Genomic DNA, 13,635 nt, shown 5'->3' on the forward strand with positions numbered 1-13,635 from the left:
TTTTCGCAGCATTGCCCGCTATTGTTAACCGAGCCTACCCTTACGAATCCTTAAGGGCAATTGACAATTCGCTTACATGAATTTCTTGCGTGCGAGTGATGCGGTTTTCGGATTGATCAGTTCGCGGATCCAGTTGGCGGCTTCGATCACGACCGGGTCCTTCTGACGCGCCGGGCGGATCAGAAGGCGGTACCACCAATGCGAAATGAAATCCGGGAAATTCAGCGGGACCAGTTCACCACGTTCGACATAGTTGCGGGCAACAACGTCGGTGCTGGCAACGATCCCCTGACCGGCACGTGCCGCTTCGAGCGCCCAGATATGATGGCTGAAGGTCCAGCAATCAGCGAGGGAGAACTTGCCGGCCTTGAACCATTGTTCGATCTGGGAAAACTGTTCACTGTCACTGTCGATCAGCAAGATATCCCGCGGGCCGAGCTCGGCAACATTGATGTTGCGGGCATCAAATCCGCGTTTTGCCAGCCATTCGGGGGCGGCAAAGGCGGTGTAGACTTCGGGGGTCAGAAGTTCAGTTACCCAGTCTTCCGGGCCTGGCAGGTCCTTGGGGGCGATTTGCAGGGCAAGATCAATTTCAAGCGGATCAAGCCCGTCATCAAATTCGATCTTGCGGAACTGGACAGGAATATCACCCGGCAGCCGGTCACGCAGGTTATCAAGTTCATAAAGCAACACGGTCAGGGCCGGTGTTGCAAGCGCACCAATACGGATCGCCTTGCCCTTGTCGGGACCAACTTCGCCGGTGATGTCGGCAATGCCGTCCAGGGCCTCGGTCAGGCGCGGCAACAAAAGTTCGGCCGATTTGGTCGGGCTTAGTCCGCGGCCTTTGCGGGTGAACAGGACAACACCAAGATTTTCCTCAAGCTGGCGCAGCTGATGGCTGATGGCACTTTGTGTGACATGCAGTTCTTCGGCCGCACCCTTGACGCTCTGATGGCGGGCGGTGGCTTCAAAGGCGACAAGTGCGCGTAAAGGGGGCAGTTTCCGGCGCATTTTGTATTTCCATACCAGCTGTTTCCTTCGTCGTACCTGTCTATCAGGAGTGATCGGAAAATGGGGCAAAAAAAACTCAACAATGGCTGAAAACTCTTCATTCGTATTTTTCAAAACAAGCGGGCAATATCATCGGCATAAAGGGTTTCCGGCCGTAGATTTTCCGATGTCTCCTTGCGCCACCTCGTAAGCCAGTCTCCCTGACTGCCGGAAACCCCCCAAACAACATCAGAACATGGAAACGATCATGACCGAGACGCTGATGCGGCAAGAGCATTCAGCATCAAGTCCAACCCGTGTTGCCCAAAGCAACCAGATGTTCCGCAATAAGGTGGTCGCAGAGTTTGGCGGCGCAAAGGTCACGGTCATCGATGTTGCGGAAAGAACGGGTGCCCGGCCCGAAGGGTTGGGTGCGGACGTTTTTCACAGCGTCACATTACGTGAACGATGCCCCGCATCGCCCCAGCGCAACGTTCCTTGCCAGACAACGCGCCAATGACAAACAAAATGGATTGGATTTGATGTTGAGTGCTCTAAGCGGAAATGTCCGCGGCGTTTTATGGATGACGGCTGCAATGGCATCGGGCGTTTTTGTCGATGTCTGTGCCAAGCTGGTATCCCATGACGTTCCGACGGCTCAAATCCTTGCCATGCGGGCAATAACGACGGTTGCGGTGTTCCTGATCATCCTGATGTTTGTCGGTACCCGTTCAATCCGCACCCGCCGTCCGGTGGCCCATGTTGCGCGTGGTGTTTTGTGGTACGGGTCGCTGTTTTTCGTGTTCTTTGCGCTTCGTCAGATGAGCATCGCCGAGGTCAATGCCTATTTGTTTATCGAGGCATTGCTGACCGTGTTGCTGGCGGTTGTGATCCTTGGTGAAAAGCTGACAGCACGCAAAATGATCGCAACCGTTCTGGGTTTGATCGGGGTTTGGGTGATGTGTGCGCCACGCATGGACGGGTTCGGTGTGCCGCTTGGTGTGGCTGCTGCCCTGATCGGTGCTTTCTGTTTTTCGGCGCAAACCCTGTTTGCCAAGGTGATGACGCGCACCGAGACCAATTTTTCCATGTTGTTCTGGCCGCAAATCATTGCAGTCGTGATCTGGGTGCCGATTGCCCTGATCTCCTGGCAGCCGGCGTCATTTGCCGATTGGGCCTATTCGGCGGGGGCAGGGTTCTTTGCCATGATGACCAACTATATGGTTTTGCGTGCCGTACGGGTTGCAGATGCCAGTGTTGTATCACCAGCAGCCTATACCGCACTGCCATTTTCAGTCGCGATGGACCTGATTTTCTTTGATATGTTGCCGGTGCCGGTCATTTTCATCGGGGCGGGTATTGTTATTCTTGCGGTGATGCTTCTGGATTACAAAGGCGGGGCGAAGCCGCAGCAGGAAACAGGTATTGAGGAAATCGGGGATGATGAAACATCCCCGAAACCGGCAGAAGCATGATTGATCCACTTATGCCGATCTAGTCACGGTCATGGCGTGATCGGGAATCGTCGGGTGCCTGATGGCGTTCAAACATGCCGTAATCCCGGATAACAGCGGCAACCCGCAAACGGTAATCTTTGAAAATTCCGGTTCGGCCTTGGGTCTGCGCAGAACGGTGTTCCGCCAGATTGCGCCAGGCTTTCACGGCATCCTCGTCACGCCAGAATGACAGTGACAGGATTTTCACCGGCGTGCTCAGACTTTGAAACCGTTCGATCGAAATGAAGCCATCCATGGTTTCAAGCACCGGTTTGAGATCACCCGCAATGGCAAGATAATCGTCATAGCGCGCCGTGTGAGGTGTGACTTCGAAAATGACCGCGATCATGGTTTGATCAGCTCCGCATGCGGGGTGGACGCCAGTTTGAGAAACTGTCGTTCTTCGCGCAGGATGAATTTTTCGCGTTGGGAAAACGCATAGTTTTCCCGGCCCAGCGGATCGTCCTTTAACCGGGCGCGATAGGCCTCATAAGATGCCAGATCGGGCAAATGATAGATACCATAGGCGGTCGATACCGATCCTTCATGCGGGGCGAAATACCCGACAAGATCAGCCCCGCAACGCGGAATGGCCTGCCCCCAGTTTCGGGCATACTGGATGAAGGCATCCTTTTTATAGGGATCGATTTCATAGCGGATGAAGCAGGTGATCATGGCGGTCTTCCTTATGTAAATGGTGACGAAACCGGTGAAGGTTCCGGTATTTGTCGGAGATAGCGCATATGATCGCCCTGTTGCTTCGATACGGATCGAACTATGGGCAATTACAAGAAGCGACAGCAAAGAACGTGACGGGGCATGGACAGATGTGAAAAAGGACGCTATTAAATGTTACGTTATAACATAACATTTAATAGGAGCGTTCGTTGTTCAAACATGTGGTTCAGGCCGCGATTATAAGTGGTGCGGTTCTGATGCCGGTCTTGGGTGTCTCTGTTGCCCGGGCCGATGATGAAACCAAACAGTCATGGCGTCTTTTTGTTACCGACCAGCAAGAGGGCGGGGTAACGGTCCTTGATCTGGAACAGAAATCGGTGATCGACCGGTTTGCCACCACGGGCTATGTCACGCATCTTGTCCCAAGCCAAAGCGGCAGAACCCTGGCCGCTGTTCAGATGGATCATGATGTCGTCCACATGATCGATAGCGGTATTGAGTTGTCCTCGCACGGGGATCACAGCGACCTTGAAATCCATGATCCGGCATTGCTGCCCATAACCTTTGCGGGCAAACGCCCGGTCCACGCCGTGCCCGATCATGGCGCATTCTATATATTCTTTGATGGTGAGGGTGCGGCAAAGGTCTTTGATGAGGGAGATCTGATTGCCGGAAAATCCGTGCATAAAACAGTTGCAGGTAGTGCGCCCCATCATGGCGTTGTTGTGCCAAAGGGGAACTATCATCTGATCTCCGAGCCAAATCTTGCTGTTGAAACCAAGCCGGGCAGTCTGCCGCCGCGGCTGGGCCTTAAGGTTCTTGATCAGGATGGAAAACAGGTTGGTCCTGTTCATACCTGCACCGGCCTGCATGGCGAAGCATCGTCTGCCGGTGTGACGGCCTTTGGCTGCGAGGAAGGGGTGATCATCGCCTATCAGAATGGTGATGATGCGCCGACAGTTGAAATGCTGCCCTATGGCAAGGACATGCCGGAAGGTCGTGTAGGACATCTGGCCGGTGGCAAGGCGATGCAGTTCTTCCTTGGCGATTACGGTTCAGACAAGCTGGTCTTTATTGATCGCACCGACCAGAACCCGTTTCATCTGATTAACTTGCCGGTCCGATACGTGCACTTCATCCTTGATCCGGCACGCGTGACCATTGCCTATGTCTTCACCGAGGATGGCTATCTTCATGCGGTGGATTTGCTGGATGGCAAGATTGTCCGGTCTGCCCAAATCACCAAACCCTATAGCAAGGATGGCCACTGGCGTGATCCGCGTCCGCGCATTGCTGTTGCCGGTGACGTGATTAGCGTGACCGACCCGCGCGAACATCTTGTCCGACTCGTTGATGCCGAGACTTTTGCAAACAAAGGTGAAATCCCGGTCGACGGGCTGCCATTCAATATTGTTGCGTTGGGTGGTTCGGGCCTGTCCCACTGATCAGCGACAAGAACCAATTCCAGTGATTAAGGAAAAGGCGGGCAGGTATCTGTCCGCCTTTCGCTTTGCTGGTTGTTGTTTGGTGATCACATTTCGATTACTATCGAAGGATGAAAGAAGGACCCGATATTGCCCGTGTGGCCGCATTGCTTGGTGATCCGGCGCGCGCAAATATGCTGACCGCGCTTATGGGCGGTCGGGCATTGACGGCCGCCGAACTGGCGCAGGAAGCCGGTGTTACCCCGCAAACCGCAAGTTCCCATCTGGCGAAACTAGAAGCCGGGCAGATTGTTGTGCCGCGCAAACAGGGGCGACATCGTTATTTCACGTTGTCGGGTCCCGATATTGTCGAGGCGCTTGAGGTCCTGATGGGGATTGCAAACCGGGTTGGACATAACCGGGTGCGGACCGGGCCGAAGGACCCGGAACTGCGCAAGGCACGCGTTTGCTATGACCATCTGGCGGGGGACATGGGGGTTGCCCTGTTTGACGGTTTGATCAAAGGAAAGCTGATCGAAAATACCGTAAATGGCGTGGTGCTGACCGATGCCGGCGTGGCATTTGCTGACAAATTCGGCATTGATCTTGAAGCCTTGCGTCGCAAACGCCGTCCACTTTGCCGGGAATGTCTGGACTGGAGCGCGCGGCAATCGCATTTGGCCGGTTCATTCGGTGCGGCAATGTTGGACCGATTTTATGAGCTGGGTTGGGCCAGGCGGGTTGCGGAGTCGCGCATTGTACGGTTTGAACGTGATGGCGAACGCCAGTTCCGTGATCTTGTGAATTTCTAATCGCCGAGCAAGCGTGCGACAAAGGCTGGCACCAGATCGGTCGCCGACCCGTATGCACTGTGTTCAAACAGCGTCGCACCCGAACTTGGTTCAAGATTGAGCTCGACCGTTTCCGCCCCGGCTTCTTCATGGGCGACTTGAACAAACCCGGCAGCCGGATAGACATTTCCCGATGTCCCGATCGAGATAAAAAGCCCGCATTCGCCCAAGGCGGCGTAAATGCGTTCCATCTCAAGGGGCATTTCGCCAAACCACACGACATGCGGACGAAGCCCGCCAGCCTTGCCACAGGACGGGCAGGGGGTTTTCGTGGCAAGATCATCAGACCAGTGGGCAAGAAGATCACAATGGTTGCAGCGGATTTTCAAAAGCTCGCCATGCATATGGATCAGGTTTTTTGATCCGGCCCGGTTATGAAGATCATCAATATTCTGCGTCACCAGCAGCACAGGCCCCGGCCATTCGGCTTCAAGCCGGGCAAGGGTAATGTGGGCGGCATTGGGTTGAACCGCAGGGTCAAGCAATCCGGTTCGGCGGTCATTATAGAAATAATGCACCAGATCAGGGTTGTTAACGAAGGCCTCGGGTGTGGCGACTTCGGAAATATCGTATTTCGCCCAGATACCGTCAGGATCGCGAAATGTATGCAGGCCGCTTTCCTTGGAAATGCCCGCACCGGTCAGAATGACAATCGGGGCGGCTTCGTCACGCAGGATTTCAATCAGATCGGGGCGGAGCGGCATCTTAGTGATCCTTGATTGGCAGGGGACTTTTGCCCGACAGCCTAATGCAAACAAAACACCCCCGCCAAGTATGTCTGGCAGGGGTGGTTGCTAAACCCGATCCGCTAAAACCGGTTTATCTGAATATTGTGGCGATCAGGCCGAGGTGTCGACATTGCTGCCCGGGCCGTCTTCCTTGGCCGGGGCTTCGCCGGCCGGATTTTTGGTCACACCGACCATTGCCGGGCGCAGCAAGCGGCCCTTAAGCACGTAACCGGCCTGCATGACCTGTGCGACATGACCGTCCGGATATTCCGGGTTCGGCATTTCAAACACGGCCTGATGTTTGTTCGGATCAAGCTTTTCACCAAGCGGTTCAAGCTTTTCGATACCGTTCTGTTCCATCGCCTTGAGCAGCGCCTTTTCGGTCATCTCGACACCGTCAACCAGCGTTTTCATCGCCGGGTCAGCATCGGATGTATCACCGGCTGCTTCGAGTGCGCGGCGCAGGTTGTCGCCCACATCCAGAAGGTCACGGGCAAATTTCGTGATGGCGTAGTTGCCGGCATCCTCGACGTCTTTTTTTGCACGACGGCGGGTGTTTTCCACCTCGGCGGCCTGACGCAACAGACGGTCTTTCAGTTCTGCGACTTCGGCTTCAAGGGCTGCGACCGGATCTTCGATAACAACTTCTTCGCTTTCTGCCTCGGTCGCCTCTGCTGCGACGTCTTCAGCTGCGGTTTCCTCTGCGGCATTTACATCCTGCAGATCTTCCGGATTGTTTTTTGCGGTTTCCGACATGGCTAACCTTACTACTTTCACGTTGTGCGGCCTGACACGCAGCGCCGCGATTTATCCAATCAGTCGACCGACCAGCTTGGCGGTATAATCGACCAGCGGAATGATCCGGGCATAATTGATCCGGGTCGGTCCGACAACCCCGATTGCGCCCACAATGCTGCCTTCTGCATTCTGATAGGGCGAAATCACCATCGACAGACCCGATCCGCCAAACAGTTTATTTTCCGACCCGATGAAAATCTGAACGCCCTGGGCATCCGTCGTCACATCGAGCAATTCAATCATCTGATCACGGGCCTCAAGCACGTTAAACAGGCGGCGAACGGTCTCAAGCTGTTCTATCGTATCGATATTTTCAAGCAGCTGGGACTGTCCCTTAACGATCAGAGACGATCCCTTGACCCCGCCGGCCCATGTCGCAAGGCCCGCATCAATCAGATTGGCCGAAAGATCATCAAGCTCCTGCTTGAGCTGATCGCGTTCCTTTGTGATCAGTACTCTTGCATCATCAAGTGTCTTTCCAGCCAACCGGGTATTTAGATAATTCGCCGCCTCTGTCAATGCCGAGGCAGGCAAATCGACCGGTACATCCAGGATTCGGTTTTCAACCGTGCCGTTCTGCGACACCAGAACCGCAAGCACTTTTCCGGGCGAAAGTGCAACAAATTCAATCTGTTTAAGCCGGATGCCATCGGTTTTCGGTGCAACCACAAGGCCTGCGCAGCGCGACAGGCCAGACAGCATTGTGGTCGCCTCGCCCAGCATCTGATCAAGCGAATAGCCCGCCTGTTCGCAATTCTTGGTCAACTGGTCGCGTTCGGCATTGGGAAGATCGCCGACTTCCATCAGGGCATTCACAAACAGCCGCAAACCCTTTTCACTGGGAAGGCGGCCGGCTGAAACATGCGGTGCAACCAGAAGACCCATGTCTTCAAGATCGGACATGACATTGCGAATGGTTGCAGCCGAAAGATTTTCGGACATGCGCCGGGCAATGGACCGCGACCCGATCGGTTCGCCGGTTTCGACATAGGCATCGACAATCTGGCGGAACACTTCACGTGACCGCGCATTCATATCGCCCAGCAATGTATCGTCAAAATGCGCCATTTGTTCTGTGCCAACCGGTTCAGACAAAGCTGTCTCAATGCTTTTGAGAATTTAGTCAGGCAAGGCGATGGCGTCAATCACACCGCGGGGCCACACGTGGTGAAAGCTGCATTGCTTCAAGCCCTTGGTTTGAAAACGTTGTTTGCCGACCGGGTCATTGATGTGCGAATCGGACGCAATTTTGACGGGGAAACTGCTGGACCTTTGGCGGGTGGCGCCGTACTTTGGGCCAAATTTTCAGACAGTTCGCCTTTGTTGCTTTGTCACAAGGGCCTGACCTTACAAACAAGAGGTTCCCACTCATGCGCCCATCCGGCCGTACCCCCGATCAGCTTCGTGACGTAACCATTGAAACCGGTGTTTCGAAATATGCCGAAGGGTCCTGCCTGATCAAATTCGGCGACACCCACGTTATTTGTACCGCCACGGTCGAAGACAAGGTGCCTGGCTGGATGCGCAATTCCGGCAAAGGCTGGATCACCGCAGAATACGGCATGCTGCCGCGTGCCACCGATTCGCGTATGCAGCGTGAAGCTGCGCGTGGCGGCCAGTCGGGCCGTACCCAGGAAATTCAGCGTCTGATCGGTCGTTCGATCCGTGCTGTGGCCGATATGAAAGCCATGGGCGAAATGCAGATGCGTCTGGATTGTGATGTCATTCAGGCTGATGGCGGTACCCGTACCGCATCAATCACCGGTGCCTATGTCGCGGCCCATCTGGCATTTCAGGGCGTGCGTCGCCTTGGCCTGATCAAGGAAATCCCGCTGACCCAGCCGGTTGCTGCCATCTCATGCGGTATTTATGAAGGCGAGGCCGTTCTTGATCTGGATTATGCTGAAGACAGCAATGCGGGTGCTGATGCCAACTTTGTGCTGGCGGGCAATGGTGGCATCGTCGAGGTGCAGGCAACTGCCGAAGACGTGCCGTTTGATCGTGACTCTTACGACAAGATGTTCGCGCTGGCGGAAAAAGGCTGCAAAGAGCTGTTTGCCAAACAGCGCGAGGCCCTTGGCCTTTAAGCTGGAATTGCAGTTTGCGGCAGGCATCTCACCTGCCGCTTTTCACATCTGACCCTTATTGTATCCCAGGCAGAAAAATGGCGCGTCGTTTTACGGAAAAGAAACTGGTGATTGCCAGCCATAACAAAGGCAAGATCAAGGAAATTGGCGAATTGCTCGCCCCGTTCGGGATCGAGGTATTTTCAGCCGGCGAACTTGATTTGCCAGAGCCCGAAGAAACCGAAAAGACCTTTATCGGCAATGCGCAGCTGAAATCGATGGCCGCGGCAAAGGGGGCCAATCTTCCGGCACTGGCCGATGACAGCGGCCTTGCGGTTTCCGCCCTTGATGGTGCACCGGGGATCTATTCGGCGCGCTGGGCCGGTCCGGACAAGGATTTCGACATGGCGATGGAAAAGGTCCAGAACGGGATCGGCAACCACCCGGATCGCCGGGCGTCCTTTATCTGTGCGCTGTCACTGGCCTGGCCCGATGGGCATGTCGAGAATTTCGAAGGCAAGATCGATGGCGAAATCGTCTGGCCGAAGCGCGGTCGTCACGGATTTGGCTATGACCCGATCTTCCAGCCCAAGGGATATGACGAAACCTTTGGCGAAATGGACCCGGCCAAAAAGCATGAAATGAGCCACCGTGCCGATGCCTTTGCCCAGCTGGTCAAGGCCTGCTTCGAATAAGCCTTTCACAGGTCCAAACCCTGCATTGAACATATGCACGCATCGCTGATGTCATGATCGGCGGTGCGTGTTAGTTTATGGCCCTTCTTCCCGCATTTAAAAGAGTTCCGCGTGTCCGCACCCCTTGTCGAAACCGTGCCGTTTGGCATCTATATCCACTGGCCGTTCTGTCTGTCGAAATGCCCCTATTGCGATTTCAACAGCCATGTGGCGAACAGTGTCGATCATGCCCGCTGGCGCAAGGCGCTGCGCGCAGAGCTTGCTGCGGGTGCCGCACGTCATCCGGGGCGCGTTGTCGGGTCGGTTTTCTTTGGCGGTGGTACGCCGTCGCTGATGGATCCGGAAACCGCGGGCGCGCTGATTGCCGATATCAAGACCTTCTGGCAGGTCACGGACGATCTTGAAATCACGCTGGAAGCCAATCCTGGCACGGTCGAGATTGACCGTTTTTCGGCCTTTGCGGCGAATGGCATCAACCGGGTATCGATCGGTATCCAGGCGCTTAATGACCGTGATCTTAAATTCCTGGGCCGTGTGCATTCCGCCAAGGAGGCGCTGCGCGCCCTTGATGTGGCGACCACGGTGTTTGATCGCTTTTCATTCGATCTGATCTATGCCCGTCCGGAACATGATCCCAAGGCCTGGCGCAAGGAGCTGCGCGAAGGGCTTGATATCGCCAATGGTCATATCTCGCTTTATCAGTTGACCATCGAGCCGGGCACACAGTTCTATACCCTGCATCAGCGCGGCGAACTGGTGGTGCCCGACGAAGACCTTGCCACCGAACTTTACGAAATCACCCAGGAAGAAACCGAAGCGGCCGGTTATCGCTGTTATGAGGTTTCCAACCACGCCAAGCCCGGTCAGGAAAGCCGTCATAACCTCGTTTACTGGCGCTATGGCGATTATCTGGGCATTGGCCCGGGCGCACATGGCCGCGAAGCCGTGATTCAACCCGATGGCAGCACCATCCCGATGGCAGTGCGTCGCCACCGTGCGCCGGAAATCTGGCTGGATCGGGTGGAAAAGCATGGCCATGGCACGCAGGAAGAAACCGTGCTGGATGCGGATGAACGCCTGCTTGAAATGGTGATGATGGGCCTGCGGCTTAATGAAACCATTCCGGTATCGCGGTTTGATCGGATCATTGGCAAGGCACCACGTGATGTGCTGGATTCGGAACGGCTCGAAACCCTGATCGCGTCGGGTGATCTGATCTGTGATTCTGCGGGCCTTCGGGCAACCCAGCAGGGCAGAAACCGGCTGAATGGTGTTCTGGGCTATTTGTTCGACCATTCGGCGTGATGTGAAAATCCGCGAAAACCAAGGAAAATCCGTGTGTTTTCGGCCCAAGGCGGCTTTGCGCGATTTAGTTTCACCAAACCATCAAAAAGTTGGTTGACACTTTAAGCTGACCGCGTATATTCCGCCCCGTTCCGGCGGACACCGCCCGAACAAAACCAGATGCCCCTATGCCCAGGTGGCGGAATTGGTAGACGCGCTGGCTTCAGGTGCCAGTGGCCATTAGGTCGTGGAAGTTCGAGTCTTCTCCTGGGCACCATACCCCAAAAACATAATGTTTTCAAAGGCTTCTCAGCCTGGGGTTTGCTGTTTGTACTACATAAAAGTACTACCGATTTTCCTTCCCTGCTGACTAACATTTCAGACACAAATCTCGTTCTACACGAGCTGACTGTCGAGTTGAAGACCCAAAAGGTTTTGAGCGCCATTTGGGCCTGTTGAAAAGGCCTTCAGTCGTCCTTTCGCCTTCTCGCAGACCAACCCTTGGGCCATGGCCGAGAGGGCCTTCCTTGCTCGTTAAATCGCTTCTGGACGAACGTTGAGATGTCACCGATACGGTGATCTACCAACAGCTCACTTGTCTCTGCCAGTTGGCGACCAATGTGTCTCAAGACGCGTCCACGAGGGCGGGGGTAGACGTGCAGTTCAGTCGTCCGCGTCATTGCGCTGGTGCTGTTTTGTGTGTCCCACTTCTTGTGGGTACCTGAAGCCATCTTATGAATGAGCTTCGCACCTTGGACTTGCTTAAATTCTGATGTGAGTACCGGCTGAGGGTCATCCTTTACGACCAGCTCGATGGCCAACCACGAAGCGATGACAAGCAAAGGGTCAATTCCGTGGTGCCGTAGTCTTGCCCATGCAGCTTTTGCACGATCTGACGGGGATAGGCCGCGAAGTCGGAATGCCTCGATGTTGCGCCCTGAACGCTGATACAGGCCCCTCACACGACCGATGGCGTCTGTGACCCAAACATCATCAGTATTGGCCAGAAGCCATTCTAACGCCGCGTGGCGATAAGGATTTACATCCCGCGCAGTATAGCTGCCCTTGACCACACTTCCGTGACGCTGGAAGTGTTCATAATGGGAGCGGCAGTACTTCTTGTCCAAACCATCATTGGTGCCTGCACGAGCAGGTTTTCCACAGCCGATGATGCGGCAGTAACCGTACATGTGGTTCGGAGTTTTGGCGCGTTGCTTGATCTCCGATTGACGTCTAATAAATCTTTGATAATCATTCATTTTTTATGAGTCCCTCATTTGGAAAGCGGAGGCTCTCCTTAAGGATATACACCAGCCTCAATTCCCCTTCTCAATACTTACCAGTCCATCAATACCAGTGTGTGCTTTGAAGGTAGAGAGCATCACTTCCCTGACCTGGTCTTGTGAAGAAGAAGGAACAATCAAAGCATCGTGAATAGGCAAAGCAACGATGTTCATTTCCTTGAGACGAAGAAGGGTGTCGATCAAGATTTCACTCTCGATGAACTGAGTATCATGACCAATGCCAGTATAGAATTTGGAGCTGATAGCAGGGTGAGCTGCCTCGATTGCTTTACATACATCGGTGATGTGATGGTCTCTGGCAAAACTCTGGCGTACCCCCTTGGGCATCCTGGTCAGAGGTTTGGTGCTGAAGAGCATTGCATTCATGACCCGCTTAATCCCTGACCTGTGATTGGCAAAGCCTGGGACAGAATATAGGTCGTCTGCGGGTGGTTCTTCCTCCAGCATTCCGTAGATGATGCGTGGGGTCATCTGACCGTAGTCGAGTTCCACGACAAACTCATCACCGATCATGAGACTACCAAAGCGGTCTTTCTTCTTAAGTCGTTGCCAGAAGCCGCCAAAGAGGCGTCCACCACTGTCAAACCGTTCTTGGGTGAATATCCTGCGCAAGCGACGGTCGTTGGAGTCTATGAACCTTTCACCTTCATTCAGCATTGCTTCGTCAAAGCTGAGGTCAGCACTATCCAACCAACTGTTGATGTCTCGTACCTGTTGTCGATAGAGGATAGTTTCAGGCGTATCGTCGTATTCGATGTCTTCACCTTCATCCCAGAAATCCTCCTTCTTGCTGCGCAGAATGATGACTTCCTGATCATCAGCAAGACCGAAATCCTCGATGGAGAGGTCATGCTCATGAATTCTCCTCAATGCCCTCCAGCCTGCCTTGATAGTCGTTCTCCGAGCAGGTCCAAAGTAACCCTGATGGCCCACTTCGAGTGTGATGTAATCCATCTCAGGCGCGATCATCATATCTAGGATGGCTGGGAGCTTCTTGTTCAGTGCATCTGGGCGATAGCGACTCTTCCGCCCAAGAACCTGGTTGGAGCGGGTGATGAATATGTCGCCTATATCACCGGTGAGATGGTGATAAATCGCATCGCAAAGGATGGCTGAAACTGTTCGTTCAAAAACGGTTTGGTCAGCAGGACGGCGAGTACGTTTCCGAAGCTTGTAGTAACGTTCGTAGCTTTCAAGGAGCTTGATTGCTTCTTCAACAACTTGCTTTGCTTTGTCGGTGATGGGGATGCGCCAAGGGTTGAATGGGCGGTCGTCAAGTTTCTGTTCTTTTTGGTCTTCTGTATCAGTCATTCTGGTGGTC

Annotated in this window: 15 protein-coding genes and 1 tRNA gene; 8 read left to right on the forward strand and 8 right to left on the reverse strand. The window is 54.3% G+C overall.

The window, feature by feature from the left end; genetic code table 11:
* Positions 1 to 72: 72 nt before the first annotated feature.
* Positions 73 to 1,011, reverse strand: a complete 939-nt coding sequence (locus SIB88_RS02080; protein WP_101246641.1) for a LysR family transcriptional regulator — start codon at positions 1,009 to 1,011, stop codon at positions 73 to 75.
* A gap of 247 nt (positions 1,012 to 1,258) precedes the next feature.
* Here SIB88_RS02080 and SIB88_RS02085 point away from each other — a divergent pair, with 247 nt between their 5' ends.
* Both SIB88_RS02085 and SIB88_RS02090 read left to right on the forward strand, forming a co-directional pair.
* Positions 1,259 to 1,510 carry a hypothetical protein gene (locus tag SIB88_RS02085; RefSeq protein ID WP_412559201.1) on the forward strand — a complete coding sequence of 84 codons (252 nt, stop codon included), beginning with the start codon at positions 1,259 to 1,261 and terminating at the stop codon, positions 1,508 to 1,510.
* Between the two features lie 22 nt (positions 1,511 to 1,532).
* Complete coding sequence (locus tag SIB88_RS02090; RefSeq protein ID WP_412559202.1) at positions 1,533 to 2,465, forward strand: DMT family transporter; 933 nt, start codon at positions 1,533 to 1,535, stop codon at positions 2,463 to 2,465.
* A gap of 19 nt (positions 2,466 to 2,484) precedes the next feature.
* Here the strand turns inward: SIB88_RS02090 and SIB88_RS02095 are convergent, their stop codons facing one another.
* Both SIB88_RS02095 and SIB88_RS02100 read right to left on the reverse strand, forming a co-directional pair.
* Entirely contained in the window at positions 2,485 to 2,835 is a 351-nt protein-coding gene (locus tag SIB88_RS02095) for an antibiotic biosynthesis monooxygenase family protein (protein WP_412559203.1), read from the reverse strand.
* Positions 2,832 to 3,161: an NIPSNAP family protein gene (locus SIB88_RS02100; RefSeq protein ID WP_412559204.1), complete on the reverse strand. Its 330-nt coding sequence runs from the start codon at positions 3,159 to 3,161 to the stop codon at positions 2,832 to 2,834. Before SIB88_RS02100 ends, SIB88_RS02095 begins: the two co-directional genes overlap by 4 nt.
* Before the next feature lie 212 nt (positions 3,162 to 3,373).
* Between SIB88_RS02100 and SIB88_RS02105 the strand changes: the two genes are divergently transcribed.
* Both SIB88_RS02105 and SIB88_RS02110 read left to right on the forward strand, forming a co-directional pair.
* Positions 3,374 to 4,609, forward strand: coding sequence for a hypothetical protein (locus tag SIB88_RS02105; RefSeq protein ID WP_412559205.1), 1,236 nt, complete (start codon positions 3,374 to 3,376; stop codon positions 4,607 to 4,609).
* Between the two features lie 110 nt (positions 4,610 to 4,719).
* Positions 4,720 to 5,400 carry an ArsR/SmtB family transcription factor gene (locus SIB88_RS02110; RefSeq protein ID WP_114112090.1) on the forward strand — a complete coding sequence of 227 codons (681 nt, stop codon included), beginning with the start codon at positions 4,720 to 4,722 and terminating at the stop codon, positions 5,398 to 5,400.
* Here the strand turns inward: SIB88_RS02110 and SIB88_RS02115 are convergent.
* The 3 genes from SIB88_RS02115 to hrcA all read right to left on the reverse strand — a co-directional run bounded on the left by SIB88_RS02115 (position 5,397) and on the right by hrcA (position 8,033).
* Complete coding sequence (locus SIB88_RS02115) at positions 5,397 to 6,143, reverse strand: NAD-dependent deacylase (protein WP_412559206.1); 747 nt, start codon at positions 6,141 to 6,143, stop codon at positions 5,397 to 5,399. The genes SIB88_RS02110 and SIB88_RS02115 overlap by 4 nt on opposite strands.
* A gap of 135 nt (positions 6,144 to 6,278) precedes the next feature.
* Positions 6,279 to 6,923, reverse strand: a complete 645-nt coding sequence (gene grpE, locus SIB88_RS02120) for a nucleotide exchange factor GrpE (RefSeq protein WP_101246636.1) — start codon at positions 6,921 to 6,923, stop codon at positions 6,279 to 6,281.
* 51 nt (positions 6,924 to 6,974) lie between these two features.
* Entirely contained in the window at positions 6,975 to 8,033 is a 1,059-nt protein-coding gene (gene hrcA / locus SIB88_RS02125) for a heat-inducible transcriptional repressor HrcA (protein ID WP_101246635.1), read from the reverse strand.
* A 302-nt stretch (positions 8,034 to 8,335) separates the two neighbouring features.
* Here hrcA and rph point away from each other — a divergent pair, with 302 nt between their 5' ends.
* The 4 genes from rph to SIB88_RS02145 all read left to right on the forward strand — a co-directional run bounded on the left by rph (position 8,336) and on the right by SIB88_RS02145 (position 11,287).
* Positions 8,336 to 9,052 (forward strand): ribonuclease PH, encoded by a 717-nt coding sequence (rph, locus tag SIB88_RS02130; protein ID WP_101246634.1) that lies wholly within the window; start codon positions 8,336 to 8,338, stop codon positions 9,050 to 9,052.
* Between the two features lie 77 nt (positions 9,053 to 9,129).
* Positions 9,130 to 9,726, forward strand: coding sequence for an RdgB/HAM1 family non-canonical purine NTP pyrophosphatase (rdgB, locus tag SIB88_RS02135; RefSeq protein WP_101246633.1), 597 nt, complete (start codon positions 9,130 to 9,132; stop codon positions 9,724 to 9,726).
* A 111-nt stretch (positions 9,727 to 9,837) separates the two neighbouring features.
* A complete protein-coding gene (gene hemW, locus SIB88_RS02140; RefSeq protein ID WP_412559207.1) occupies positions 9,838 to 11,031 on the forward strand; it encodes a radical SAM family heme chaperone HemW in 1,194 nt (397 codons plus the stop codon).
* A 169-nt stretch (positions 11,032 to 11,200) separates the two neighbouring features.
* Positions 11,201 to 11,287: transfer RNA gene (locus SIB88_RS02145), tRNA-Leu, on the forward strand.
* Between the two features lie 190 nt (positions 11,288 to 11,477).
* Here the strand turns inward: SIB88_RS02145 and SIB88_RS02150 are convergent.
* Positions 11,478 to 12,269, reverse strand: coding sequence for a hypothetical protein (locus tag SIB88_RS02150; RefSeq protein ID WP_412559208.1), 792 nt, complete (start codon positions 12,267 to 12,269; stop codon positions 11,478 to 11,480).
* Positions 12,270 to 12,326: 57 nt separating this feature from the next.
* Positions 12,327 to 13,625 (reverse strand): hypothetical protein, encoded by a 1,299-nt coding sequence (locus SIB88_RS02155; RefSeq protein WP_412559209.1) that lies wholly within the window; start codon positions 13,623 to 13,625, stop codon positions 12,327 to 12,329.
* Between the last annotated feature and the right edge of the window lie 10 nt (positions 13,626 to 13,635).

Origin of the sequence: Thalassospira sp. MIT121401 (assembly GCF_047125595.1) — a bacterium.
GTDB lineage: Bacteria > Pseudomonadota > Alphaproteobacteria > Rhodospirillales > Thalassospiraceae > Thalassospira > Thalassospira povalilytica.